At 64.9% G+C, this 22,591-nt stretch carries 29 protein-coding genes; 8 read left to right on the top strand and 21 right to left on the bottom strand.

Going from position 1 to position 22,591, the window contains the following annotated elements:
* Nucleotides 1-124 precede the first annotated feature (124 nt).
* The 4 genes from tolB to tolQ are packed head-to-tail and all read right to left on the bottom strand — an operon-like array spanning nucleotide 125 to nucleotide 3,681.
* Nucleotides 125-1,468, bottom strand: a complete 1,344-nt coding sequence (tolB, locus tag BJ6T_RS10900) for a Tol-Pal system beta propeller repeat protein TolB (RefSeq protein ID WP_014492407.1) — start codon at nucleotides 1,466-1,468, stop codon at nucleotides 125-127.
* 41 nt (nucleotides 1,469-1,509) lie between these two features.
* Nucleotides 1,510-2,466, bottom strand: coding sequence for a cell envelope integrity protein TolA (gene tolA, locus BJ6T_RS10895; protein ID WP_014492406.1), 957 nt, complete (start codon nucleotides 2,464-2,466; stop codon nucleotides 1,510-1,512).
* Between the two features lie 5 nt (nucleotides 2,467-2,471).
* Nucleotides 2,472-2,921, bottom strand: a complete 450-nt coding sequence (tolR, locus tag BJ6T_RS10890) for a protein TolR (protein ID WP_014492405.1) — start codon at nucleotides 2,919-2,921, stop codon at nucleotides 2,472-2,474.
* A 43-nt stretch (nucleotides 2,922-2,964) separates the two neighbouring features.
* Nucleotides 2,965-3,681 (bottom strand): protein TolQ, encoded by a 717-nt coding sequence (gene tolQ, locus BJ6T_RS10885; protein ID WP_014492404.1) that lies wholly within the window; start codon nucleotides 3,679-3,681, stop codon nucleotides 2,965-2,967.
* Nucleotides 3,682-4,373: 692 nt separating this feature from the next.
* On the opposite strand from tolQ, the gene ggt reads away from it, so the two are divergent.
* The gene (ggt, locus tag BJ6T_RS10880) at nucleotides 4,374-6,080 is read left to right on the top strand and encodes a gamma-glutamyltransferase (RefSeq protein ID WP_039227594.1); all 1,707 of its coding nucleotides are present in this window, start codon (nucleotides 4,374-4,376) and stop codon (nucleotides 6,078-6,080) included.
* 121 nt (nucleotides 6,081-6,201) lie between these two features.
* Here ggt and BJ6T_RS10875 read toward each other — a convergent pair whose 3' ends face one another.
* From BJ6T_RS10875 to BJ6T_RS10835, 12 genes are all read right to left on the bottom strand, one after another.
* Nucleotides 6,202-6,912, bottom strand: a complete 711-nt coding sequence (locus BJ6T_RS10875; protein WP_014492402.1) for an SDR family NAD(P)-dependent oxidoreductase — start codon at nucleotides 6,910-6,912, stop codon at nucleotides 6,202-6,204.
* Nucleotides 6,913-6,937: 25 nt separating this feature from the next.
* On the bottom strand, nucleotides 6,938-7,705 hold the full coding sequence (locus BJ6T_RS10870) for a serine acetyltransferase domain-containing protein (protein WP_014492401.1): 768 nt from the start codon (nucleotides 7,703-7,705) through the stop codon (nucleotides 6,938-6,940).
* A 63-nt stretch (nucleotides 7,706-7,768) separates the two neighbouring features.
* Nucleotides 7,769-7,906: a hypothetical protein gene (locus tag BJ6T_RS47100; protein ID WP_014492400.1), complete on the bottom strand. Its 138-nt coding sequence runs from the start codon at nucleotides 7,904-7,906 to the stop codon at nucleotides 7,769-7,771.
* Nucleotides 7,903-8,160 (bottom strand): hypothetical protein, encoded by a 258-nt coding sequence (locus tag BJ6T_RS10865; protein WP_014492399.1) that lies wholly within the window; start codon nucleotides 8,158-8,160, stop codon nucleotides 7,903-7,905. Before BJ6T_RS10865 ends, BJ6T_RS47100 begins: the two co-directional genes overlap by 4 nt.
* A gap of 65 nt (nucleotides 8,161-8,225) precedes the next feature.
* Nucleotides 8,226-8,393: a hypothetical protein gene (locus tag BJ6T_RS45460; RefSeq protein ID WP_014492398.1), complete on the bottom strand. Its 168-nt coding sequence runs from the start codon at nucleotides 8,391-8,393 to the stop codon at nucleotides 8,226-8,228.
* Nucleotides 8,394-8,592: 199 nt separating this feature from the next.
* Nucleotides 8,593-9,078 carry a DUF2852 domain-containing protein gene (locus tag BJ6T_RS10860; RefSeq protein ID WP_014492397.1) on the bottom strand — a complete coding sequence of 162 codons (486 nt, stop codon included), beginning with the start codon at nucleotides 9,076-9,078 and terminating at the stop codon, nucleotides 8,593-8,595.
* A 120-nt stretch (nucleotides 9,079-9,198) separates the two neighbouring features.
* Nucleotides 9,199-9,939: a TetR/AcrR family transcriptional regulator gene (locus BJ6T_RS10855; protein WP_014492396.1), complete on the bottom strand. Its 741-nt coding sequence runs from the start codon at nucleotides 9,937-9,939 to the stop codon at nucleotides 9,199-9,201.
* A 170-nt stretch (nucleotides 9,940-10,109) separates the two neighbouring features.
* Nucleotides 10,110-10,472: a hypothetical protein gene (locus BJ6T_RS10850; RefSeq protein WP_014492395.1), complete on the bottom strand. Its 363-nt coding sequence runs from the start codon at nucleotides 10,470-10,472 to the stop codon at nucleotides 10,110-10,112.
* 66 nt (nucleotides 10,473-10,538) lie between these two features.
* Nucleotides 10,539-10,943: a YciI family protein gene (locus tag BJ6T_RS10845; protein WP_014492394.1), complete on the bottom strand. Its 405-nt coding sequence runs from the start codon at nucleotides 10,941-10,943 to the stop codon at nucleotides 10,539-10,541.
* A 165-nt stretch (nucleotides 10,944-11,108) separates the two neighbouring features.
* Nucleotides 11,109-11,474: a nuclear transport factor 2 family protein gene (locus BJ6T_RS10840; protein ID WP_014492393.1), complete on the bottom strand. Its 366-nt coding sequence runs from the start codon at nucleotides 11,472-11,474 to the stop codon at nucleotides 11,109-11,111.
* Nucleotides 11,450-11,668, bottom strand: a complete 219-nt coding sequence (locus BJ6T_RS45455) for a hypothetical protein (RefSeq protein ID WP_048227905.1) — start codon at nucleotides 11,666-11,668, stop codon at nucleotides 11,450-11,452. Before BJ6T_RS45455 ends, BJ6T_RS10840 begins: the two co-directional genes overlap by 25 nt.
* Nucleotides 11,669-11,789: 121 nt before the next feature.
* On the bottom strand, nucleotides 11,790-12,167 hold the full coding sequence (locus BJ6T_RS10835; protein WP_014492392.1) for a cupin domain-containing protein: 378 nt from the start codon (nucleotides 12,165-12,167) through the stop codon (nucleotides 11,790-11,792).
* 89 nt (nucleotides 12,168-12,256) lie between these two features.
* Here BJ6T_RS10835 and BJ6T_RS10830 point away from each other — a divergent pair, with 89 nt between their 5' ends.
* The 4 genes from BJ6T_RS10830 (at nucleotide 12,257) to BJ6T_RS49590 (ending at nucleotide 15,021) form a co-directional block, all read left to right on the top strand.
* On the top strand, nucleotides 12,257-13,045 hold the full coding sequence (locus BJ6T_RS10830) for an SDR family NAD(P)-dependent oxidoreductase (RefSeq protein WP_014492391.1): 789 nt from the start codon (nucleotides 12,257-12,259) through the stop codon (nucleotides 13,043-13,045).
* A 131-nt stretch (nucleotides 13,046-13,176) separates the two neighbouring features.
* A complete protein-coding gene (locus BJ6T_RS10825; protein ID WP_370151588.1) occupies nucleotides 13,177-13,605 on the top strand; it encodes a hypothetical protein in 429 nt (142 codons plus the stop codon).
* A 288-nt stretch (nucleotides 13,606-13,893) separates the two neighbouring features.
* The gene (locus tag BJ6T_RS10820) at nucleotides 13,894-14,238 is read left to right on the top strand and encodes a hypothetical protein (RefSeq protein WP_014492389.1); all 345 of its coding nucleotides are present in this window, start codon (nucleotides 13,894-13,896) and stop codon (nucleotides 14,236-14,238) included.
* Between the two features lie 426 nt (nucleotides 14,239-14,664).
* Nucleotides 14,665-15,021, top strand: a complete 357-nt coding sequence (locus BJ6T_RS49590) for a hypothetical protein (protein ID WP_014492388.1) — start codon at nucleotides 14,665-14,667, stop codon at nucleotides 15,019-15,021.
* A gap of 107 nt (nucleotides 15,022-15,128) precedes the next feature.
* Here BJ6T_RS49590 and BJ6T_RS10810 read toward each other — a convergent pair whose 3' ends face one another.
* The 4 genes from BJ6T_RS10810 to BJ6T_RS10795 form a co-directional block, all read right to left on the bottom strand.
* Nucleotides 15,129-15,542: a VOC family protein gene (locus tag BJ6T_RS10810; RefSeq protein WP_014492387.1), complete on the bottom strand. Its 414-nt coding sequence runs from the start codon at nucleotides 15,540-15,542 to the stop codon at nucleotides 15,129-15,131.
* A 108-nt stretch (nucleotides 15,543-15,650) separates the two neighbouring features.
* Nucleotides 15,651-16,187, bottom strand: coding sequence for an SRPBCC family protein (locus tag BJ6T_RS10805; RefSeq protein ID WP_014492386.1), 537 nt, complete (start codon nucleotides 16,185-16,187; stop codon nucleotides 15,651-15,653).
* A 78-nt stretch (nucleotides 16,188-16,265) separates the two neighbouring features.
* A complete protein-coding gene (locus BJ6T_RS10800; protein WP_014492385.1) occupies nucleotides 16,266-17,567 on the bottom strand; it encodes an RNA polymerase sigma factor in 1,302 nt (433 codons plus the stop codon).
* A complete protein-coding gene (locus BJ6T_RS10795) occupies nucleotides 17,564-17,932 on the bottom strand; it encodes a YciI family protein (RefSeq protein ID WP_014492384.1) in 369 nt (122 codons plus the stop codon). The genes BJ6T_RS10800 and BJ6T_RS10795 overlap by 4 nt, the downstream gene beginning before the upstream one ends.
* A 141-nt stretch (nucleotides 17,933-18,073) precedes the next feature.
* Here BJ6T_RS10795 and BJ6T_RS10790 point away from each other — a divergent pair, with 141 nt between their 5' ends.
* Together BJ6T_RS10790 and BJ6T_RS10785 are read left to right on the top strand one after the other, a co-directional pair.
* Entirely contained in the window at nucleotides 18,074-19,039 is a 966-nt protein-coding gene (locus BJ6T_RS10790; protein ID WP_014492383.1) for a 2-hydroxyacid dehydrogenase, read from the top strand.
* Between the two features lie 97 nt (nucleotides 19,040-19,136).
* The gene (locus BJ6T_RS10785; protein WP_014492382.1) at nucleotides 19,137-21,104 is read left to right on the top strand and encodes a methyl-accepting chemotaxis protein; all 1,968 of its coding nucleotides are present in this window, start codon (nucleotides 19,137-19,139) and stop codon (nucleotides 21,102-21,104) included.
* A gap of 57 nt (nucleotides 21,105-21,161) precedes the next feature.
* Here BJ6T_RS10785 and BJ6T_RS10780 read toward each other — a convergent pair whose 3' ends face one another.
* Nucleotides 21,162-21,806, bottom strand: coding sequence for a TetR/AcrR family transcriptional regulator (locus BJ6T_RS10780; RefSeq protein ID WP_014492381.1), 645 nt, complete (start codon nucleotides 21,804-21,806; stop codon nucleotides 21,162-21,164).
* A gap of 116 nt (nucleotides 21,807-21,922) precedes the next feature.
* On the opposite strand from BJ6T_RS10780, the gene BJ6T_RS10775 reads away from it, so the two are divergent.
* Nucleotides 21,923-22,567 (top strand): glutathione binding-like protein, encoded by a 645-nt coding sequence (locus BJ6T_RS10775; protein ID WP_014492380.1) that lies wholly within the window; start codon nucleotides 21,923-21,925, stop codon nucleotides 22,565-22,567.
* Nucleotides 22,568-22,591 lie beyond the last annotated feature (24 nt).

The following is a 22,591-nucleotide window of genomic DNA, read 5'->3' as shown; positions in this document are numbered from 1 at the left end:
GCTTGCGTCCTGCGCCAAACCCCGAAAAATCGGCATGTTTTTCGAAAACATCGCGCGTCTGAACGCGCAATGTCTTAGCCCCGATGTTTCACGCGAAGCTGTATCCACCTCGCCCGCAAGCGCTCTAGCCGGGTGTCGAGGACAGCAGCGGCGACCATGCCGGGTCGGAGGCGAAGCCCGGCGTCGGCACCTTGAGCTCGTTGCGGCCGGAGATATCGACCGAGTAGAGGGACGGTCCGCCATTGCCGCCGGGATCGCGGAAGAACATCAGCACGCGGCCGTTCGGCGAGAAGGTTGGCCCTTCGTTGTGATAGCCCGAGGTGAGCAGCCGCTCGCCGGAGCCGTCCGGCTTCATGACGCCGATCGAGAACTGCCCGCCGCCCTGCCTGGTGAAGGCGATGTAATCGCCGCGCGGCGACCACACCGGCGTCGAATAGGTGGCGTTGGTGTCATCCTTGGAGAAGGAGATGCGCTGCGCCTGTCCGCCGCCCGCGGCCATCACATAGATCTGCGACCTGCCGCCGCGATCCGACTCGAAGCAGATGCGGGTGCCGTCCGGCGAGTAGGACGGCGACGTGTCGATCGCCGGCGTGTCGGTGAGGCGCGTGGTCGAGCGCGAGCGCAGATCCATCACGAACAGGTTCGAATTGCCGCCCTGCTGCAGGCTCATGATGACGCGCTGGCCGTCCGGCGAGAAGCGCGGCGCGAAGGTCATGCCGGGGAAATTGCCGACGATCTCGCGCTGGCCGGTCTCGATGTTGAAGAGATAGACCTTCGGATCGCCCTGGCCGAACTCCATATAGGTGATCTCTTGCGAGTTCGGCGAGAAGCGCGGCGTCAGCACGAGGTCGGAGCCGCGCGTCAGATAGCGCACATTGGCACCGTCCTGGTCCATCATCGCGAGCCGCTTGACGCGACGCTCCTTTGGGCCGGTCTCGTCCACGAACACCACACGGCTGTCGAAGTAGCCCTTTTCGCCGGTCATCTGCTCATAGATCTGGTCGGAGATGATGTGGGCGATACGGCGCCAATATTCCGGCGAGGTGAAATATTGCTGGCCCGCAAGCTGCTGGCCCGTGATGACGTCCCACAGGCGGAATTCAGCCTTGAGCCGGCCGTCCTGCCCCCTCGTCATGCGGCCGGTGACGAGGGCCTGGGCGTTGATGGTCTTCCAGTTCTGGAATTGCGGCGCGACGTCGATGTTGCTGATGCGCTCGATGAAAGCGGCCTGGTCGATCGGTGCGAACAGGCCCGACCGCTTCAGATTGTTGGTGATGACCTGGGTGACGCCGTTGCTGACGTCGCCGTCGGCGGGCGAGCCCGGCACGAAGTTGGAGATCGCGATCGGGATCGGCCGAAACTCCGTTGGATTGAGTTCAAGCCGCTTTTGGCCCTGGGCCAGGGCATGTCCGCCCCCGAGCGTCGCGAGCGCCGATCCTGTCAGCGTCATGAAGCGGCGGCGGTTCATCGATAGGACGTCATTCATCGCAAAATTCTTTTGTTCGGATGTCACAACATATCTTTCAGGCCGAAGCGCATTGGAATGGTCTTCCAGGTGTCATATTGCTGCTTCGGCAGGAACGAATAGACCTGACACTGCACGATGGCGCGCTTGGCGCTCTCCGCCACCGCCTGAGCAATCGACCGAGACGGGCCGCGAACCGCAACGATAATCGGCTCGGACGCAAGCGAGCCGTCGATTTTCATCGGGATATCGATGTCAGCCTCGTATTGCTCGGCGTCTTGCCCGTTATAGGTGGGCGTGAAGCAGCGCCGGACCGCATTCGTGAACGCGCCTCCCCACGTCGCAACGTTGTTGGCAGCAGTCCCGGTCGTCGATCCCAGCGCAGCCGACGCATTCAGCGCCGCGCCGGAGAGCTCGTGCCGGGTCGCCGCGCGCTTGTCGAGGTCGCGCTGGATCTGCGCGGGATCGAAGCTGCGCTCCTTGGGCTTCGGTTGCTGTTGCGGCTGCACCGCCGCGACCTTCTGCTCGACGGGCTTCGGCGGAGGCTTCTTGGTCTCCAGCTTCTTCTGGAGCTCAGCGATCGGATCTTCCTTGGCCGGATCAGGCTTCTTTTCCTGCGGCTTCGGCTCTTCTTTAGGCTTGGCCTCGGCAACGGGCTTGGGCGGCTCGGGCTTCTTCTCGACCGGCTTCTCGACGGGTTTCGGCGGCGGCTCGGGCGTCGAGTTGGTTTTGATCAGCTCTTTCTTCTCGGTGACCTTGCCGACCGCGTCTTCCTCGGGCTTGGCCTCGGCGATCTTCTCGACCTTGGGCTTCGGCTCTTCCTTTTTGCCGGTCTTCTGCCCCGCCATCATCTGCGCGAGCTGATCAGAGGAGACGATGTCGATCGGAAGCGACTCTTCCGCGACAAAGGCCTTGCTGCTAAAGGTGACCAGTCCCCATCCAAGCACGAGGACGTGGAGGGCAATCGACGCAACGAGTGTCTTGTCGACGTTCACCTTCACCGGTTTTACCCCTGATCCGCCTCGGTCACGAGCGCCAGCTTCTTGAAGCCCGCCCCGGACAACAGGCCCATGACCTTGGCCACCGTTCCGTAGTCCGCCTTCTTGTCCGCGCGCAGATAGATGCGCTCCTCGAGCCCGCCGCGCGCGTCCGTGATCGCCTTCAGCTTCGGCACCAGCTCGTTGATCGCGACCTCGGTGTCGTTGATGAACACCTTGCCCTTGATGTCGACCGACATCTGGATCGGCTTCTGGTCGTTGTTTTCGAGGCTCTTGGCCTGGGTCTGCGGCAGGTCGAGCGGCACGCCGACCGTCAACATCGGCGCCGACACCATGAAGATGATGAGCAGCACCAGCATCACGTCGACCATCGGCGTGACGTTGATCTCGGCCACGACGGGCTTGCGCCGGCCGCGGCGTCCGCCGCCTCCGGACGAGCTCGCTACGTTCATCGCCATGATCGAGTGCCCAAATTGCCCCTCACACTATACATGCCGTCCGTCAGCCCCGCTCGTCGATCTGACGCGACAGAATGGCGGAAAATTCATCGGCGAAACCTTCCAGCCGCTGGGCCTGCCGGTTCACCTCGGAAGTGAACTTATTGTAGAAAATAGTGGCAGGAATGGCGGCGATAAGGCCGACGGCGGTCGCAAACAGCGCTTCGGCAATGCCGGGCGCCACCACCGCCAGGGAGGTATTTTTCGACGCCGCGATCGACTGGAAGCTCGACATGATGCCCCAGACCGTGCCGAACAGGCCGACAAAGGGGCCAGCGGAGCCGACGGTGGCGAGCACCAGCAGCCGGCGTTCCAGCCGCTCGACCTCGCGCGCGATCGAGACGTTCATCACCTTGTCGATGCGCATCTGAAGGCCCGCGACCGAGCGGGCGTGGCTCTCGAACGAGCGCTTCCACTCGCGCATGGCGGCGACGAAGCAGGCCGCCATGGAATGCGTCGGCTTGGCCGAGAGGGTGCGATAGAGCTCCTCGATCGACTCGCCGGACCAGAAGGCCTGCTCGAAGCGATCCATCGAACGGCGGGTGCGCGCGTAAAGAAAGATCTTGTCGATCGCGATGGCCCAGACCCAGACCGAGCAGGCGAGAAGCCCCAGCATGACCGCTTTCACGATCCAGTGAGCCTGCCAGAACAGCGCAATCAGCGACACGTCCGCGGAAGCGGCAACCGGAAGGGCTGACTGAGCCACGTCGGCCGGATTCATAAGCAGTATCCTCTCAAGGCGATCATTTACCTGACCTCTCCGGCCAGCAAATGGCTGCCGGTTCCCCAACAGCCGCGCTAGAACCGGCGCGGCCGGCAAGCCCGCTCAAAGCCTTGTCTTTCTGGGGTACAGGGGCTCGTCCAAAGCCGGCCGCCTGCATTCCCTGCCAAGATGTCAAAACTATGGGCCTCGAGCACGGCTCCGGGCACGACTGTCCGCAATTACCAGAGCCCGCCGATGGTTAACGTACGGTTACCACGGCCGAATTTGGCTGCCGGAAAGGTAGGCAGCGCAGGCGGTTGGCAGCTTTGCCGCGGCGTGAGGGCGGTCTTTGGCCGGCGTAGGGGGCGAAGGCTGCCAGCTCCGTGCGAGGTCGGTTCCCTCCCCCCTCGCGGGGGAGGGCTAGGGAGAGGGGTCCACACGGGGATTCCCTCCTCGGCGAAGAAATCGGAACGCGCTCAACGAAGACCGTTTCCTGGGCACCCCTCTCCCCCTCCCTCCCCCGCAAGGCGGGAGGGAGCGCAGAGGCATCTTGGAGGGCATCCGACGTCTTACATGGTTCATTCGATCACTGGTCGATTTGCCCGCCAGATTCCGCCTGATAGGCTGCTCGCATCAACCAACAAGGGCCGGGACAGCCGGCCTCGGCAAGGGAGCAAGCCGTGCAAAATGCGGGAACACACCTGCGGTGGATGGCCGCCGCGATCGTATCGGTCAGCCTCGTCACGTTCATCCCCGCGCGCGCGGCGTCGGTCGCGCCGGTCGCCGCGCAAAACGGCATGGTGGTGTCCGCGCAGCATCTGGCGACCCAGGTCGGTGTCGATGTGCTGAAGCGCGGCGGCAATGCCGTCGATGCCGCTGTGGCCGTCGGCTATGCCCTGGCCGTCGTCTATCCGGCCGCCGGCAATCTCGGTGGTGGCGGCTTCATGACGATCCAGCTCGCCGACGGCCGCAAGACCTTCCTCGATTTCCGCGAGACCGCGCCCAAGGGCGCGACGGCGAACATGTATCTCGACAAGGATGGCAACGTCATCAAGGGCATCTCGACCAAGGGGCATCTGGCTGTGGGTGTGCCAGGCTCCGTCTCGGGCATGGAATATGCGCGCGAGAAATACGGCACCATGAAGCGCGCCGACCTGCTCGCTCCCGCGATCCAGCTCGCCGAACAGGGATTTGTGCTCGACCAGGGCGACATCGACCTGCTGCGCACGGCGACCGACGATTTCAAGGGCGATCCGGCATCGAGCGCCATCTTCCTCAACAACGGCCAGCCGTTCGGCGTGGGCGATCGACTGCAGCAATCCGAACTGGCGAAAACCCTGCGCGAGATCAGCAGCAAGGGCACCGACGGCTTCTACAAGGGCTGGGTCGGCAGCGCGATCGTGGCATCGAGCCAGGCCGGCAAGGGCCTGCTGACGCAGGACGACCTCGACGGCTACAAGACGCGCGAGCTCGCACCCGTCGAATGCGACTATCGCGGCTATCACGTGATTTCCGCGCCGCCGCCGAGCTCGGGCGGCGTCGTCATCTGCGAGATCCTGAATATCCTGGAGGGCTATCCCCTGAAGGAGCTGGGCTACCATTCCGCGCAGGCCGTGCACGTGCAGATCGAGGCCATGCGGCATGCTTACGTGGACCGCAACAGCTATCTCGGCGATCCGGATTTCGTGAAGAATCCGCTCGACCGCCTGCTCGACAAGAATTACGCGACCAAGATCCGCGCCGTGATCGATCCGAACAAGGCCGCAATCTCCAAGGACATCAAGCCGGGTGTCGCGCCGCACGAGGGCAGCAACACCACGCACTATTCAATCGCGGACAAGGACGGCAACGCGGTATCGGTGACGTACACGCTGAACGATTGGTTCGGCGCCAAGGTGACGGCGGCCAAGACCGGCGTGCTGCTGAACGACGAAATGGACGACTTCACGGCCAAGGTCGGGGTGCCGAACCTGTATGGCCTGGTGCAGGGTGAGGCCAACGCGATTGCGCCCGGCAAGCGTCCGCTGTCCTCGATGAGCCCGACCATCGTCACCAAGGACGGCAAGACGGTCATGGTCGTGGGCACGCCCGGCGGCAGCCGCATCATCACGGCCGTGTTGCAGACCATGATCAATGCGATCGACTACGGCATGAACGCGCAGGAAGCCGTCGACATGCCGCGCATCCACCAGCAATGGCTGCCTGATATGACCAACGTCGAGAACTATGCGCTGTCACCGGACACGCAGAAGATCCTGGAAGGCATGGGCCACAAATTCGGGCCGCCGCAGCCGGCAAACCATCTCGCGGTCATCATCGTCGGCGCGCCGTCGCTGAACGGCGAGCAAGTCGGCAATAACCGTTATTACGGTGCGAACGATCCACGCCGAAACTCGGGATTGGCCGCCGGGTATTGAGAGAACGCGTAGGGTGGGCAAAGGCGCGAAGCGCCGTGCCCACCGCTGCTGTAGAAGCGGTCGAGGTGGGCACGCTTCGCTTTGCCCACCCTACGGGAGCTCTGCTCGCCATTCGCTCTCCTCACCACTTCTCCTTCGAGGTCCGTACATCGAGCTCGAACGACCAGGCGCGCTCGGGCTGGCGATAGAGGAAGGCGAAGGCATCGACGATGCCATCGATGTCGATCAGGCTGTCCTCGCGGCCGGCCGCATCCGGGAAGCGCGAAAAGATCTTGTCGCCGGCGATCGCGCCGTCGACCACGACATGGCCGACATGGATGCCGTCGCTCGAATATTCCTTCGCCATCGCCTGCGCCAGCGTGCGCAAGCCGGCCTTGGACGAGTTGAAGGCGCCGTAGCCGGAGCGTCCGCGCAGCGAGGCGCTGGCGCCGGTGAACAGCAGCGTGCCGGTCTTCTTCGGCACCATGCGCCGCACCGCCTCGCGGCCGAACAGGAAGCCGCCGAAGCAGACCACGCGCCAGGCATTCTCGAAATAGTCGGCCTCCATCTCTATGATCTTGCCGGGCGTGTTGTTGCCAGCGTTGTAGATGGCGAGGTCGAGGTTGTCGCCGGCGGCATCGAACAGCGCGACGATGTCTCCCTCCCTGGTCGCATCGGCAACGAAGGGCACGGCCGCGCCGCCCGCCTTCGTGATGTCGTCCACAACGGCCTGCAAGGCAGACAGCGTCCGGCCCGCGACGATCACCTTGAGCCCATCGGCCGCAAAACGCTTGCAAAGCCGGGCCCCGAGCCCGCGGTCCGGACCAACGCCGATCACGATTGCCGTCTTCATTGCCATTCTCCAAAGATTGAGAGGGTCAGGCCGCCGAGGCGGGCTCGGGGCAATTGGTCAATCGCGCGGGATTGCCGATTGCGGTGCAGCCGGCGGGCACGTCACCGGTCACAACAGTGCCGGCGCCGATCTTTGCGAAATCGCCGATATTGATGTCACCGAGAATGGTCGCGCCGCCGCCGATGTAGACGCCGCGGCCGATGCGCGGCGAGCGCGTCGGCAATTCACCGCGACGGCCGATGCTGACGCTCTGGAGGATGGTGACCTCGTCGCCGATCACCACATTCGCACCGATCACGATGCCGGTGGCGTGGTCGAGATAGACGGACGATCCAATGGATGCGGCCGGATGAATGCTGATCTGCAGCAGGTTCGACGCCTCGTTCTGAAACAGCAGCGCCGCGTCGTGATGGTCATGACGCCAGAGCCAGTTCGAGACGCGCCAGGCTTGCAGCGCGACATAGCCCTTGTAATGCAGCAGCGGCGGCAGCAGGTCGGCGATGGCGGGATCGCGCCGTGCGATGGCCTGCAAATCCCGGCTGGCGGTTTCGATCAGGTCTGGCTCGCCTTGAAAAGCGTCGCGGGAATAGGACGTGAAGCGCGTGCGCCCGGCGGTGCCGCTGCCGAGCCGCTGCCCGATCAAATCGGCCAAGGCGGCGGCAAAATCATCATGAGCGAGAATGGCAGTCGCAAGGGCCTTGCCGAACACGGGGTCGGCGTCAGCCGCGCGTTGCGCTTCGCTGCGGACCTGTTGCCAGAGGCCGTCGCTCGCCGTGATCGCAGCTTCCGCCATTGTCGCCTCCGGTCCGCCCGCTCTTGTGAAGGCGAATATAGGCGGTCCGGGCCGGGGCGCCAGTCACGCCGCCGGGACGCGCTTGCCTTCGCCGTCAAGACCGGGCCGGGCCCGCTTGCGCAGGCTGAGCGCGTAGAGCCAGCTGCCCGCCGCAATGAGCACCGGCAGGACGAAGAGCGCGACATCGCGGAGCAGGGTCATGGGGCGATACTCCCCTTTGCAAAAGAGACCGCGCGGCTGAGTGCGAACGAGGCGAACCAATAGAGATAAAGGCTGAGAAAGAACCGCCAGGATTCGCCGAGTTGCCACTGCGGATAGAGCTGGACTTCCGTCGGCCATCCATTGAGGAACGCGATCGCCACCGGCACGGTGTTTCCGAACCGGTCGAACAGCGCCGAGGCGCGCTCGAGGAGCGCGATGCAATGGCTGATCTCTTTGCGTTCGGCGTTGGTCATGGTCGTACCCGTCAGCGCGCGGGAGGCGCCGTCAGGGCTTGGTCGAGCCCGGCGCGGATCGCGTTCTACCGGTCCCGCACATGTACGTGATCAACGCCGCAGAACGCACGCCCACCGGCGCAGAGGCGAAAATGACAGTCGGGATCGGACGCGCAGCTACCATAGACCAAGCCGATGTAGCCCAGCACCGCCAAGGCGGTCACGCCAAGCAGCAGGCGAGTGTAGAGGTCCATGATGCGCGTCGTCCAGCAGCGCGGCGGATCGAGGTGGCACGCGCAAGTCTTGGTGTCGGATCGTCAGTGGTTGGTTCGGGTCCCCAAAAACCAAACCGCCCGCCTGCGGGTTGCGCAGGCGGGCGGCTCGGGGCCATCAGGACTTTGGGGGCATGCGCCTGAAGGCTTTGAGAGGCAGACCCCGGATCAGCCTATTAGATCAGCCCTGCGGCTGGTCGGTCGGCGGCGGGGTCGGGCGCGTCTTGTGCTGCGCCATGAACTGGTCGAACTCTTCCTTGTCCTTGGCGTGACGCAGACGGTCGAGGAAATTCCTGAACTCGACCTGCTCTTCCTCGAGCCGGCGCAGCGTTTCAGAGCGGTACTCGTCGAAGGCACGGTTGCCGGAGGTCGGCGGGCCGAAGCCAAAGCCGAATCCGCGGCGCTCCATCCGATCACGCATGCGGTCCATCTTGTACTGCATCCGCTCCATCTTGTTCTGCCAGCGATCCTGGTTGCTCCAGCACGACATTCTTCTGCTCCCGAGTGTGAAAAAGAGAAGGGCTAGTCCGATCGGCCACCAGATGATGAAGCCGAGGATGGTCACGGCGATCCAGCCGGGATGCCAGGGCGTGTCCAGCATGCGGGGGCGCTCGTAGTGTTGGTCCGAAGGGCCGCGCCAGCGATTGACATCAGCGGTGTAGGCCATTTCCCTCTCCATGACGGCACCAGTGCCGTTGTGAATGTAAATAACATTTACATAGCTAGACCATCCCGCGATTTTGTCAAGCCGGCCGGCTGACAGGGTCGCCGAATTATTTGCGCAATTTTATTTCGGCCTGCCCCAGGGGCCGCCGGGCGGCAGGCCAGAACCGGAGGATGCCTCCGGTGGCACCGGCGGCGGCTCGGCGCTTCGTGCCGGCGGACGGCGGTCGGTCGGGAAGCCGAGGCCGCGGAGATAGATCAGCACCTCGGCTTCGAGCAGGTCATCCGGCGACATCGGCAGTTTTCGCCGCGCGGCGTCGCCGCGTGAGAACAGCGAGGCCACGCCGTGGGCCATCGACCAGATGTGCAGCGCCATCATCATGGCCGGTGGCCGCGGCGTGCCGGGCGGCGCCAGCGCCGCAAGCCGCTCGGCGGCTGCGCGAATGATGTTGAAGGCGCGTTCACTGGCGGCCTGCAGGGCCGGATTTGAATCGACCGGCACGCCTGATTCGAACATCGCGTTGTAGAAGGCGGGCTCCTCGCGGGCAAAGGCGAGATAGGCCTTGCCGACGCGCTCGAACGCGGTGACCGTATCCGGGCGCCCGTCGTCCCAGGCCGCGGTCAGGCGCTGCTCGAACTGCTCGAAGCCGCGCTGCGCGATCGAGGACAGCAACTCCTCGCGGTCGCGGAAATGCCGGTAAGGCGCCGCCGCGCTGACGCCGGCCATGCGCGCGGCATCGGCAAAGGTGAAGCCGGCCGCGCCCTTCTCGGCGATCAACCCGAGGGCAGCCTGCAACAGGGCTTCCTTTAAATTGCCGTGGTGATAGCCGCGCTCGGTGCGGCCCTGGTCCTTACGCCAGCTCATGTGAACAGCTTTTACATGAGCCGGGCGTGAAGTCACTAGCGCAGGCCGGATTTGATTAACCGGCCATCTCGTCATTCCGGGGCGGCTCGACCCGGGGCTGCTCGACGAGCCGAACCCGGAATCTCGAGATTTCCGGGTTCGCGCCTGCGCGCGCCCCGAAATGACACGGCCTAGCCGCCGGGAATCGGCAGCACCGGCATGATCTCGACGCGTTCGCCAGGGAAGATCGCGAAGTGCGGGTGGTTCTCGAACATCTTGGCTGCCGCCTCATGGGACGCGGCGCGGACGACTGTGAAGGCGCCCATCTCGTTGGCGATGTCGGCGACGCCCTTGCTGTCGACCTTCTTGGTCTTGCCGAGAGGGCCGCCCATGGCCTGGATCGCGCCCTGGTGCTTCTCGACCCAGCCTTTCCAGGCCGCCATGCCCTCCTGCTCCTTCGCCTTCCGCTCGGTCTCGGACATCGCGTTCCATGCGGCCCATTGCGGGCTGGTCTTGCTGCCGAGGAAAACGGCGAGATAGGTATCGGTGCTCATTGGTTCTCTCCTTTGTTGATGGATGATGGATCGACGAAGCCGCGAATTGATCTGCGGCCGTCTCGGCTACGTCTTCAGATCGTCGAAGCCGGCGGCGGCTGCCTGCACCTCCGGCGGAAAGTCGGCCATCTCCTGCACCTGCCGGATCTCGATGACTTCATTGGCGGAGGCCGGGCACTTCTTCGCCCAGGCGATCGCCTCCGCGCGCGAGGCAACCTCGATCATCCAGTAGCCGCCCAGGACTTCCTTGGCCTCGGCGAAGGGACCGTCGGTCACGATGGGCTCGCCGGTCGCGAACGAGACGCGCGCGCCCATCGACGGCGGGTGCAGGCCGTCGAGCGTGATCAGCACGCCGGCATCCTTCAGCGCCTCGTTGTAGCGCATCATCGCGGCGACGCGTTCGGGATCGAGTTGCACGTCCGGCGGCGCGGTCTCGTAACCGAGCGGAATCATCAGCATCATGAATCGCATGAGCAGTCCTTGTTTGCTTGGCCGTTTCGGGTTGGCGCGGCGTGGCGCCACCCCGGATGGACGGGAGCGGCGGCCGGGGCCGCCCGCCCTTACCTCTAAGACGAACCAACCTTTACGGAACCGACAGGGTGATGAAAATTATTCCGGAGGTCATTGCGCCGGCCGCTAGCGCGGCTGTGGCAGGAAACGCCCATCCTTCCGGGCAGCGCCGAAATAGACGTCGATGCGGCGGACCTTGCCACCGGCAAAGGTGAAGAACTCCGTGTTGCGAAAGCTCCTGCCATCTGCCCCCAGACAGAGATAGGTGACGAAGGCCTCGTCGCCCCGGACGAAAATCCGCTCGATGTCGTGTCGCGCGATCCAGCCGCTGTCCCGCCAGCAGCGCTCGAAATAGGCCGCCTTGTCGAGGTCGTCGTCGAACGGACTGGTGAAGCGGAAATCGTCGGCCAATGCGTCGGCGACCCGTTGCCGGTCGTTGCCGAGATAGGCTGCGAAGAGGTCTCGAATCAGGCGCTCGCGGTCGTCGGGCATTGATGGTCTCCGCAGAGAAGATCCTCTTGAAGACGATGCACGCGCGCGTGCCCCGACATTGCTCGCCGAATTTCAACAGGGACGATGCGAAAATATCGCAAGGCAACATGGATGGCACGATCCGCACCGCCAAAGAGAATTTTCTCAAGGCGGTGGGAGCAGAGCATCGTGACCTCCGACATGTCGTCGAACATGCAGCGCGCATCGGCGGAGCTGGCGTAAGCTCTCGCTTTATCACTATCCCCCTCATCCCTCGAGGGCCGCTGAAGAAGCGGCCACCCTGGGGTGACGGAGAGAGAGACCGACGCCCTTACCCTACCGCTCCCAGCGTCGCGTCGCTTCACTCGCCCCGTCCGGCAGCATCTCGAAGACCGGCGAGGCCAACACCGCATGCACATGCAGCACGGCCGCTCCCGAATTGCGAAAACCATGCTTGCGGCCGGCGGGAACCAGCAGCGCCTGTCCGGCCGCCACCGTGATACGCTCGGCTTCGATCCACATCTCCGCCTCGCCCGCCCGCACGGTGAGCACCTCCTCGACCATGTGGCTGTGCGTCGGCGCGCCGGCGCCGGGATCGACCCATTGCTCGAAGATGCAGAGCGCGGTCGCGCCGTTGCGCGCGGATGTGACCATGCGGGTCTTCACACCTGGCCGCCATTCCTCGAGCGGGATCGTGCTGGGATCGATGAGCATGGGCTGGAGCCCTTCTTGCCGGGACGAAAGCGAAGTAAAAGGAGCCGGCGCTCGTGCGCGCCCCTTTCGAACACAGGACAGATTAGCAAATGCCGCAGGCCCCACAAAACGTCGCCCTCGTCACCGGAGCTGCACGCGGGATCGGGCTGGCGACGGCCAAGAAATTCCTGGCCGAAGGGTGGCGCGTGGCGCTGCTCGATATCGAGGGGGAGCTGCAGGCAGGCGCCGCGGCGGCGCTGAAGAATCCCGATAACACGCTGGCAATCACCTGCGACGTGTCCGACGCAGCCGCCGTGGGAGCTGCAACGGCGGCGGTCATGAGCCGCTTCGGTCGGCTCGATGCTCTCGTCAACAACGCCGGCGTCGCCGTGTTCGCGCCAGTGCTGGAGACCAGCGATGCCGACTGGAACAGGATCATGGCGGTCAATCTCACCGGCCCGTTCCTGTGCACCAAGGCGGCCGCGCCGCTCATGCGCGAGCAAGGCGGCGGCGCCATCGTCAACGTCACCTCGATCTCGGCGGTGCGCGCCTCGACGCTGCGTTCGGCCTATGGCACCAGCAAGGCGGGCCTTGCGCACCTGACCAAGCAGCTCGCGGTCGAGCTCGCCTCGCTCAACATCCGCGTCAACGCGGTCGCGCCGGGGCCGGTCGACACTGCGATGGCGAAGCAGGTGCACAGCAGGGAGATCCGCGCCGACTATCACGACGCCATTCCGCTCAACCGCTACGGCCTGGAGGAGGAACTCGCCGAAGCGATCTATTTCCTGTGCTCGGAACGATCGAGCTACATCACCGGCCAAATTTTGGCCGTCGATGGCGGGTTCGATGCGGCTGGCATCGGCCTGCCGACGCTGCGCGGCGAACGGCGAAACGGGTAGGCACAGGATTTGTGGGGTGGGCAAAGGCGCGAAGCGCCGTGCCCACCCTCCCTCCAGATTTGCGACGCCATTGGTGGGCTACGCTTTGCCCACCCTGCGGGATCGAGCTTGTGGAGTGCTCCATGCGACGCATGTTCTTTGTTGGTGCCTGGATGCTCGCATCCGCGTTGCTCGCCGCTACCCCCGCCATGGCTGAAATCCGCATCATCCAGTCGCCGGGCGGAGAGGTCGGGCCGTTCCTCGACCTGTTCGAGCAGGTGCGCGAGAGCGGCGAGCGCGTGGTGATCGATGGTCCGTGCCTGTCCGCCTGCACGCTGGTGCTGAGCATCGTGCCGGGCGAGCGCATCTGCGTCACCAAACGCGCGATACTCGGCTTCCACGCGGCGCGTTCGGTCGACCGGCGCGGGCGCTTTTATGCCGAGCCCGAAGCCTCCGACGCGGTGCTGCAGGCCTATCCCGGCCCGGTGCGCAACTGGATCAGCCGGCACGGTGGCCTCTCGTCCAGATTGCTTTTGCTGAAGGGCCGCGACCTTGCGGCGATCTATCCACGCTGCCGCTGAGCAACAGGCGGCCGCCAGCGATGTGACCGGGCTGCATCCGCCGCTGTCCGGCGATTAGGCAGTTTTGCAAAATTTCGACGATCCGGACACGTAATCCGCTCAACCGCTTGGCAATGCCTGCCCAATTTACGCGGTTTCCGGCTTTTTCCGACCGTCTATGATGGTCCCGTCCAGATTGAGGCCGCTCGGGCCACGATGGCTGCAGGGCCGTCATAATCGCAGCAATGGTCACAGACTAGGATGGTTCCGCTTTTTCAAGATTACTCATTTTCAAACCAGTCGCAGGCCGTGCAGCCCATCGATTTTCACTACCGCCTGTCGGACCAGGGACGCATTGTCCTTGGCCAGTTGAGCTCCCAGGAAACCGTCGAATTCGAACTGCTATCGCGGCGCCACCGCGAGGGCCTGATGGACCTGCCGTCCGAGCTGCGGCTGCTCGAGCTCTATGTGAAATACATCGGCTCGGGCGCAGAGGCTGCGCTGGCGCCATCGGAGCCCGCATGGCGGGTGAGCGAACCACTGCAGCGGCAGAGACCGCCGCGCGCGCGAACGGCACGGCCGCGCAACTACATCCTCTCGATGATCGTGATCGCGAGCGTCAGCTTCACGCTCATCGCGTTGCTGGTGGGCTAGCAGGCACGCGCGACGGCGAAATTGCGCCGGTCACGCATTTCATCGGGCCTAGTAGAGCCTCTGGATGGTCTGCGCCAATTCCAAGGTCGCGCAGATGAGCATGCCCCAAAGTGCAAAATTGATTTGTAGCGCCGCTGCCATCGGTCGCTCCCCTTCTAAGTTGCGCCCACCCCGTTTGTAAAATTTATGAAGAAATTATTAGCGATTCTATCGTGGAGTTCACAGCCTAATATTTCGCCAGTTGTTGTGCGATGCGATCCGCATCATTTCACGAAGCGGCCTCACTGCTCTCGCAATGTGATGCGAGAGCACGATTCCATATTGGGCCTGGCGGCCACGTCGTTTCCCTTAGGTTCCATTTAACCGGCGCGATGCAAGGCTCCGCACGCGGAGTTTGCGTGTTGCGTACCGCACCAAGGGTCCGGCATGCTCCGTCACGGCTTCGTCTTGCTCACTTTTTGCGCAGCGCTCCTCGGATGCGCGGCGGCGCCGGCGCAGGAGCGCCGACCGATCGCATGGGACGGCCTCGGCCGGGATCCGAACCAAGCCCATCACCGTCCCACAAAGCGGAGCGCAGCGAACCCGGCGCCCGTGCAGGACAATCCCAATCAGGAGCGGGAAAGAGTGCTCGGCACCTTGCGCCCGTACTCCGAGGCGTGGTGGGCGATCCACGACGAAATCGAGGCGGAGAACGATAGGCAGCTTGGCTCGAAACTCGTGATCTGCCCTCGCTGCGTCGAACCGTCCCCGCCAAGCGATGACGTGACCGGATCGCTCCGGTGAGCGAGCATCCGGCCGACCGGCACTACGACATGCCGACAGCATAAGTGGCCCTCTCCCGCAACTACGGGAGAGGGATCACGGCTTGGCGCATCAGGCGGTCACGCCTGTCACATTCCCTCGGCCGGGCAGTTCACCATCCAGGGAATGCCGAACTTGTCGACGCACATGCCAAAGCCCTTGGCCCAGAACGTCTTGCTGAAGGGCATGGTGACAGTGCCGCCGTCGGCGAGCGCGTTGAACTTGCGCTCGCCATCCGCGGGGTCCGTGACCGTGAGCGAGACCGAAAAGCCCTGGGCTTTCTGAAAATGCTCGGGTGGCGCGTCGGAGGCCATCAGCACACTGCCGTCGGGCAGCGACATCCGCGCATGCATGATCATCTTCTCGCGGCCGGGCGCGGCGGGCATGTCCGGCGGTGCTTCCGATGAGCGCATCATGGCGTCGATCTTGCCGCCCAGAATCTTGGCGTAGAAGTTGAACGCCGCTTCGCAGGTGTCCTGATAGAACAGATAGGCATTGATCATCGTTTCTCTCCTCTTCTCTTCGTTTTCTTGTCGATTCCCTGGCAGTTCCTTGCAGTTTCTTGCAGTTTCTTGGCAGCTCCTCAGCTGCGCCTTGGGCAGCAAGCCTGGTTACTTCTCGGTGAGCTTCTTCAGGCTGGCGAGGCCGGCCTCGAAGTCCTTGCCGATCATGTTGTCCATGTTGATGAACACCTGCATCACCTTGGACATGAACGGCGCCGGACCGTACATCGCCCATGTGACCAGTGTGGCATCGCCTTGCGGCACAAAGGTGAACTCGGCGGTGTTATGGCCTTCGAACGGGCGCTCGAAATCGAGCTTGATGCGAAGCTTCGACGGCGTGCTCGCCTCGAGGATCTCCATATGCCCGGCGCCGACATTGTTGTTGCCGTCCCAGGCATAGGTCGCGCCCTTGCCTGACGCGGTTCTGCCGAAGGTACGCTTCATGGCGGGGTCGCGATCCTCATAGGGCGACCAGCTCATCCAGAAATGGAAATCGGCAACGTGTGGATAAATCGCATCGGCCGGCGCCTTCACGGCGAGCGAGCGCTCGACACGGAACGTATCGGGTTTTGTCAATGCGAAGACGAGGACCGCGGCTATGCCGACGGCGAGCACGACGGCGATGATGGCAATGGCTTTCAGCATGATTGGACTCCCTGGATATGGGATTAAGACGAAGGGGAACGGCGGGAGCCGACAATCGGCGGGACGAAATTTTGGCCGTCACTTTGCCTTTGCGCCCTGCCTGGCGCTCCCGTTACCGCCTTTCGGCTGGCTGTCCCGGATCAGGCGATCAATGTGCATGCGGATATGGGCGGCTTCCGCCGAAGTATTGGCGAGCGCGATGGCGCGGTCGAAGGCGATGCGGGCTTCGTCGTTACGGCCGAGCTGCATCAGGAAGGCACCACGCACGCCGTGGAAATGAAAGTAGTTGGCGAGTTTCGGCGCCAGCGGCTCGATCAGCTCGAGCGCCGCTTGCGGCCCGCGCACCTTGGAGACCGCAACCGCGCGGTTGAGCGTCACCACCGGCGACGGCTGCATCAGTTCGAGCGCGCCGTAGAGCAGGTCGATCTGCGTCCAGTCGGTTTCCTCGGGCGTCGACGCGCGCGCATGCAGCGCGGCGATCGCGGCCTGGACCTGATAGGGGCCGCTGCGGCGATGGCGCATCGCCTTGTCGATCAGCGCGAGGCCTTCCGCGATCATGTTGCCGTTCCACAACGTACGATCCTGGTCGTCGAGCAGGATCACCGCGCCGTCCGCGGCAAAGCGCGCGGCGCTGCGCGCATGCTGCAACAGCAGCAGCGCCGCGAGCCCCATGATCTCCGGCTCGCTCTGGAACAGCCGCAGCAGCAACCGCGCCAGCCGGATCGCTTCCTCGCAGAGCGGCTTTCGGATCTCCGCCGTGTCGCCGCTGGCCGAATAGCCTTCGTTGAAGATCAGGTAGATCATTGCGGCAACGCCGGCGAGCCGCTCGGAGCGTTCGACCGCGCCGGGCGTTTCGAACGGCGCCCCGGCCTCGGCGACCTTCGCCTTGGCGCGGGTGATGCGCTGCTCCATCGCGGCTTCCGAGACCAGGAAGGCGCGCGCGATCTGCTTCACGGTGAGGCCGGAGACGATGCGCAGCGCCAGCGCGATCTGCTGGGTCGCCGGCAGCTGCGGATGGCAGCAGATGAACATCAGCCGCAGGATGTCGTCGCGGTAGTGCGAGCCGTCGAGCCGCTCGGCGAGCGCGCCCTCGGCGTCGTCGAGATCGGAGATGGCCTGGTCATCGTCCGGCAGCGGCTGCTGCTTGCGGGCGCGGCGGACCTCGTCGATGGCGACGTTGCGGCCGACCATGATCAGCCAGGCCGCGGGATCGCGCGGCGGCCCGTTCTGCGGCCAGGTCTTGAGCGCGCGCAGGCACGCGTTCTGGAAGGCCTCTTCGGCGGTGTCGAGATCGCGGAAATAGCGCAGCAGCGCGCCGACCGCCTGGGGTCGCGCCGAGGTCAGCGCGGTCTCGATCCAGGCGGTGTCGGTGTCACTCACGCCGAAATTCCTCCGGGCCGGAATACGCCGACGGGGCGCACCTCATAGGCGCCGCCGGGATTGGCCGCGCCGAGGTCGCGCGCCACGTCGAGCGCCTCGTCGAGATTCTTGCAATCCACGATGTAGAAGCCGAGCAATTGCTCCTTGGTCTCGGCATAGGGGCCGTCGAGCACCAGCGGCGGGTCTTCCTTGCGCAGCGTCGCCGCCGCCGTGGTCGGCAGCAGCCGCGCCACCGGACCCAGCCGGCCCTGCTGTGTGAGCTTGTCCTGCACCACGGCGAGCTTCTTCATCACGGCCTCGTCCTGGTCCTTGCTCCAGGAGCCGACGAAGTCCTCGTCGTGATAGCAGAGGATCGCATAAAGCATGGGCAGCACCTTCCTGAACGCTTGTTTTCAAGACGATCCAATATGCCCCGCCCCGACAGGACTGCGGAAAAAATTTGCGAGAAAAATCCGTCGGATCGTGCCAAGGAGGGTTTTCAAAGCGGAACCGACGAGGCACTTCGAATGAGCATGGGCACACTGGCCGTCCTGATCAACAGCACGCAGCAGAACTGGCTGCCGGAGCGCTGGAAGGCCCGGTTCGACGCGGTCTGCGGCGGCCGCCGCGTGGTGCTGCTGCCCGACGCCGGGCTCGATCCGGCCGAGGTGCACTATGCCGCGGTGTGGAAGCCGGTGCCGGGCGACCTCGGCTCTTTCCCCAATCTGCGTGCGATCTTCAATCTGGGCGCCGGCGTCGACGCGCTGATGGCCGACAGGAGCCTGCCCGACGTGCCGCTGGTGCGCGTCGCCGTGCCTGATCTCACCAATCGCATGACCGAATATGTCGTGCTGCACGTGCTGATGCACCACCGCCAGGAGCTGTACCTGCGGGACTCGCAGCGCGCGAAACGCTGGGAGCCGCAATATCAATGGCCGGCGAGCGCCGTCACCGTCGGCGTGATGGGGCTTGGCACGCTGGGTGCCGATGCCGCCGACGTGCTGCGCCGGCTCGGTTTCCGCGTTGCCGGCTGGAGCCGCAGCCCGCGCACGATCGAGGGCGTCGAGTGCTTCCACGGCACCGCGGGCATGGATGCGTTCCTGCGCAAGACCGACATCCTGGTGTCACTGCTGCCGTTGACGCCCGATACGCACGGCATCCTCAACCGCGAGGTCTTCGCCAAGCTCAATCGCAACAGCCCGCTCGGCGCGCCCGTGCTGATCAATGCCGGCCGCGGCGGACTGCAGAACGAAGCCGACATCCTGGCCTGCCTCGACGACGGCACGCTGGGCGCGGTCTCGCTCGACGTCTTCGTGCAGGAGCCGCAGCCGGCCGACAGCCGGTTCTGGACCCATCCGAAGGTGGTGCTGACGCCGCACAACGCGGCCGACACCGATGCGGATGCAATCTCGGCCTATGTCGCCGAGCAAATCGCAAAGTTCGAGGCCGGCGGTGCGCTGGAGAACGTGGTGGACCGCGCACGGGGGTATTAGGGCTCTTCACCCTCGGTTGTCGTCCCGTCCTCGTTCACCCTCTCTTAGCGAGAAGTTGATAGGCGTTGTTAACCAACGCTCAAACAACGAGTCGGACATGCGGGCATCGCTCGGCCTCAGGATGCGGATCACGGTTGCGCTGGCGGTGACTGCGGCGGCGACCGCGCTGTTTGCAGTGCTCGGAGCGATGTGGATCATCGCCGGGATCATCGACCGGGCCGACCAGCGGGAGCTGCGCAGCCATTACGATGCCTTGCAGTCGCGCATCGCCGAGGAATCGCACCGCGCCGCCGCGATGAGCGCCGTGGTGGCGGCGATGCCGGCGACCCAGGAGGCGATGGCAAAGCAGGACCGGGAGGCGCTGGTGCGCCTGTTCGGACCGGTATTCGCCGCCATCAAATCGGACTACGGCGTCGATCAATTCCAGTTCCACGTGCCGCCGGCGACCTCCTACCTGCGGGTCCACCAGCCGGCCAAGTTCGGCGACGACCTCTCGGGCTTCCGCAAGACCGTCGTCGTTGCTAACCAGGACCACAAGGTCGTGGTCGGTCTGGAAGGTGGCGTGGCCGGGCTCGGCATCCGCGGCGTGGTGCCGATCGCGCAAGGGGCTAAGCATCTCGGCACGGTCGAATTCGGCCTGACCTTCGGCCAGCCCTTCCTCGACGATTTCAAGGCCAGCCGCCATGTCGACGTCGCCTTCCATCTCGCCGACGGCGCGGGCTTCAAGCTGTTCGGCGGCACGCTGAAGGGCAGGAGCTTCTTCGATGCGGCTGACTACAGCCGCGCTGCCGGCGACGGATTCACCGTGCGGCAGGCCCGGCTCGACAACACGCCGGTCGCCGCGCTGCTCGGACCGATCAAGGACTTTTCCGGAAAGCCGCTGGGCGCGGTCGAACTGGTGATGGACAACGCCGATTACGAGGCCTCCGCCGACCGCGCCTGGCTGCTGGCGATCGGAATTGCCGCGCTCGGCCTCGTGCTGGCGGCGCTCGTCGGCTATCTCATCGCGCGTAGCATCTCGCGCCCGATTCTCTCGATCACATCGGTGATGCGCGAGCTCGCCGACGGCCGGCTCGACGTCGCCGTTCCCGCCACCAGGGCGAATGACGAGGTCGGCGCCATGGTGAGGGCGGTGGCGGTGTTCCGCGACAATGCGGTCAACTTCAACAAGCTTCAGGCGGAGCAAGCCGACATCCAGGCGCGGTCCGAAGCGGAGAAGCGCCGCGCCTTCGCCGCGCTGGCCGACAATTTCGAGGCCAGCATCCGTGAGGTCGTCACCACGGTGTCCGCGGCCGCGGTCGAGATGGAGCACACCGCGCGCTCGATGTCCGGCATCGTCGAACGATCGCGGCAGCAGACCCGCGCGGTGTCGTCGGCCTCGGCGCTGGCCTCGGAGAACGTGCAGACGGTCGCGGCCGCCGCGGAGGAATTGTCCTCGTCGATGACCGAGATCAGCCGCCGCCTCGCCCACGCGACCGAAGTCGTCGGCAGGGCCGCAAGCGACGGCCGGCAGTCAAACGCGCGGGTCCAGAGCCTCGCAGACGCCGCGCAGAAGATCGGCGACGTCGTCTCCTTCATCAATGGCATCGCGGGGCAGACCAATCTGCTCGCGCTCAACGCGACGATCGAGGCGGCGCGCGCCGGCGAAGCCGGGCGCGGTTTTGCTGTGGTTGCTTCCGAGGTGAAGGCGCTCGCAACCCAGACCGCGAAGGCGACCGAGGAGATCGGCGCGCAGGTGACGGCGGTGCAGGGCGAGACGACAGGCGCAGTAGACGGCATCCAGTCCATTTGCGCGACAATCCAGCAGGTCGACGAGATTTCGGCCGCGATCGCCGCGGCCGTCGGCCAGCAGGGCACGGCAACGCAGGAAATCGCACAGAACGTCCAGCAGGCGGCCGCCCGCACCGGCGAGGTCTCGCAAAACATCTCCGGCGTCACCGCCGGCATCGCCGCGACCGGTACGGCGGCCGAGGAAGTGCTGGGCTCGGCGATCGAGCTGTCGAAGCAGTCGCAGCGGCTGCGGGACGAGGTGGACCGCTTCCTCGCACATATTCGCGCGGCGTAGCGAGGCCACGATCTCGCCTCACCCCCGGTGTCGTCCCCGCGAACGCGGGGACGACAGCTAGGGCTTGGCCCCCACCATCACGTCAATCGCCCCCTTCACGATCGCCTCGAGATCCTTGCGCGACACGCGCGCGCGGGAGCGGATGGCGATCGAATGCACGGTTGCGGAGGCGAGCTGCGCCAGCGCGGCCGGGTCGGCGCTCGCGGGCAGCTCGCCCTTCTCCTTGGCGCGGCGAAAGCAACTGGCAAAGGCCTTGTCGAGCTCGGTCAGTCCATCCAGCACCATGGCACGGATCTCGGGATCGCCGACGGCTTCGGACGCCGCGGTCACCACCGTGAAGCAGCCGCGCGGACCGGTCTCGCCGGAGAGATAGATGTTCAGCGCGGACGCGAAGATGCGCTCGAGCCGCTGGCGCACCGGCATCTCCTGGCGAAAGATCTCGACCATCGCCGCGCGCGCCTCCTCGCGGTAGCGCTGGTAGCTCTTGATGTAGAGCTCGCGCTTGTCGCCGAAAGCGCCGTAGAGGCTCGGCCGGTTCATGCCGGTCGCTTCGCTGAGATCGTCCAGCGACGTCGCGGCAAAGCCCTGCCGGCGGAACAGGTCGAGCGCCTTTCCGAGCGCGACTTCGGGCTCGTAGGCGCGCGGTCGACCGCGGCGCTTCGGCGGATTGGCAGCAGCTGGCGGTTTCGATTTTTGTACCATCTCGCAAATTAATCCTTGACCGCACCCATTCTATGCAAGACAGTACAAAAATCAATCTGGCCAGGTTGAGCGACACGCCAAGAGTCACACCGAGGAATTGCCCAAGGAGGCCCAAGATGGATCTTTATTTCTCGCCGCTCGCCTGTTCGATGGCGACTCGCGTCGCGCTGTACGAAGCCGGCGCCGAAGCGAATTATCTCGAAGTCGATCCGCCGACCAAGAAGGTGCTCAACGACGGCACCGATTTCCGCACGATCAACCCGATCGGCCTGGTGCCGACGCTGCGCACCGACGAGGGCGTGGTGCTGACCGAGAACGCGGCGATCCTGCAATATGTCGCCGACCGTTTTCCGCAATCCGGGCTCGGCGCCGCAGCCGGCATCGATCGCACGCGGCTGCATCAATGGCTCTGCTTCATCGGCACCGAGCTGCACAAAGGCCTCTTCATCCCCCTGCTCGACCGCAAGGCGCCGCAGGAAACCAAGGCTTATGCGCTGGAGAAGAACCTGTCGCGGCTCGACTATCTCGACAATTACCTGAAGGGGCGCGACTTCCTGCTTGACCATTTCAGCGTGGCCGACGCCTATCTCGTCACGGTCATCAACTGGACCATGGCGACCCCGCCGATCGAGCTGGCCAAATGGCCGAACGTGAAGGCGTACCACGACCGCCTGCGCCAGCGGCCGTCGGTCGCGAAGGCGATCGCCGAAGAGTTCGAGCTGTACAAGGCCGAGCAGGCGCGGAAGAAGGCGGCAGCGTAGCGAACGGTCGAGGCATTGTCGTCC

The sequence above is a fragment of the Bradyrhizobium japonicum USDA 6 genome (genome assembly GCF_000284375.1).
Lineage (GTDB): Bacteria > Pseudomonadota > Alphaproteobacteria > Rhizobiales > Xanthobacteraceae > Bradyrhizobium > Bradyrhizobium japonicum.
The sequence above is the reverse complement of the archived record's forward strand: the minus strand, read 5'-3'. Positions and strand labels throughout refer to the sequence as shown.

Coding starts and splice junctions, on each gene's coding strand:
- tolB (WP_014492407.1), bottom strand. CDS start 1,468: ATGAACCGCCGCCGCTTCATGACGCTGACAGGATCGGCGCTCGCGACG.
- tolR (WP_014492405.1), bottom strand. CDS start 2,921: ATGGCGATGAACGTAGCGAGCTCGTCCGGAGGCGGCGGACGCCGCGGC.
- tolQ (WP_014492404.1), bottom strand. CDS start 3,681: ATGAATCCGGCCGACGTGGCTCAGTCAGCCCTTCCGGTTGCCGCTTCC.
- ggt (WP_039227594.1), top strand. CDS start 4,374: ATGGCCGCCGCGATCGTATCGGTCAGCCTCGTCACGTTCATCCCCGCG.
- BJ6T_RS10875 (WP_014492402.1), bottom strand. CDS start 6,912: ATGAAGACGGCAATCGTGATCGGCGTTGGTCCGGACCGCGGGCTCGGG.
- BJ6T_RS10870 (WP_014492401.1), bottom strand. CDS start 7,705: ATGGCGGAAGCTGCGATCACGGCGAGCGACGGCCTCTGGCAACAGGTC.
- BJ6T_RS47100 (WP_014492400.1), bottom strand. CDS start 7,906: ATGACCCTGCTCCGCGATGTCGCGCTCTTCGTCCTGCCGGTGCTCATT.
- BJ6T_RS10865 (WP_014492399.1), bottom strand. CDS start 8,160: ATGACCAACGCCGAACGCAAAGAGATCAGCCATTGCATCGCGCTCCTC.
- BJ6T_RS45460 (WP_014492398.1), bottom strand. CDS start 8,393: ATGGACCTCTACACTCGCCTGCTGCTTGGCGTGACCGCCTTGGCGGTG.
- BJ6T_RS10860 (WP_014492397.1), bottom strand. CDS start 9,078: ATGGCCTACACCGCTGATGTCAATCGCTGGCGCGGCCCTTCGGACCAA.
- BJ6T_RS10855 (WP_014492396.1), bottom strand. CDS start 9,939: ATGAGCTGGCGTAAGGACCAGGGCCGCACCGAGCGCGGCTATCACCAC.
- BJ6T_RS10850 (WP_014492395.1), bottom strand. CDS start 10,472: ATGAGCACCGATACCTATCTCGCCGTTTTCCTCGGCAGCAAGACCAGC.
- BJ6T_RS10845 (WP_014492394.1), bottom strand. CDS start 10,943: ATGCGATTCATGATGCTGATGATTCCGCTCGGTTACGAGACCGCGCCG.
- BJ6T_RS10840 (WP_014492393.1), bottom strand. CDS start 11,474: ATGCCCGACGACCGCGAGCGCCTGATTCGAGACCTCTTCGCAGCCTAT.
- BJ6T_RS45455 (WP_048227905.1), bottom strand. CDS start 11,668: ATGTTCGACGACATGTCGGAGGTCACGATGCTCTGCTCCCACCGCCTT.
- BJ6T_RS10835 (WP_014492392.1), bottom strand. CDS start 12,167: ATGCTCATCGATCCCAGCACGATCCCGCTCGAGGAATGGCGGCCAGGT.
- BJ6T_RS10830 (WP_014492391.1), top strand. CDS start 12,257: ATGCCGCAGGCCCCACAAAACGTCGCCCTCGTCACCGGAGCTGCACGC.
- BJ6T_RS10825 (WP_370151588.1), top strand. CDS start 13,177: ATGTTCTTTGTTGGTGCCTGGATGCTCGCATCCGCGTTGCTCGCCGCT.
- BJ6T_RS49590 (WP_014492388.1), top strand. CDS start 14,665: ATGCTCCGTCACGGCTTCGTCTTGCTCACTTTTTGCGCAGCGCTCCTC.
- BJ6T_RS10810 (WP_014492387.1), bottom strand. CDS start 15,542: ATGATCAATGCCTATCTGTTCTATCAGGACACCTGCGAAGCGGCGTTC.
- BJ6T_RS10805 (WP_014492386.1), bottom strand. CDS start 16,187: ATGCTGAAAGCCATTGCCATCATCGCCGTCGTGCTCGCCGTCGGCATA.
- BJ6T_RS10795 (WP_014492384.1), bottom strand. CDS start 17,932: ATGCTTTATGCGATCCTCTGCTATCACGACGAGGACTTCGTCGGCTCC.
- BJ6T_RS10790 (WP_014492383.1), top strand. CDS start 18,074: ATGAGCATGGGCACACTGGCCGTCCTGATCAACAGCACGCAGCAGAAC.
- BJ6T_RS10785 (WP_014492382.1), top strand. CDS start 19,137: ATGCGGGCATCGCTCGGCCTCAGGATGCGGATCACGGTTGCGCTGGCG.
- BJ6T_RS10780 (WP_014492381.1), bottom strand. CDS start 21,806: ATGGTACAAAAATCGAAACCGCCAGCTGCTGCCAATCCGCCGAAGCGC.
- BJ6T_RS10775 (WP_014492380.1), top strand. CDS start 21,923: ATGGATCTTTATTTCTCGCCGCTCGCCTGTTCGATGGCGACTCGCGTC.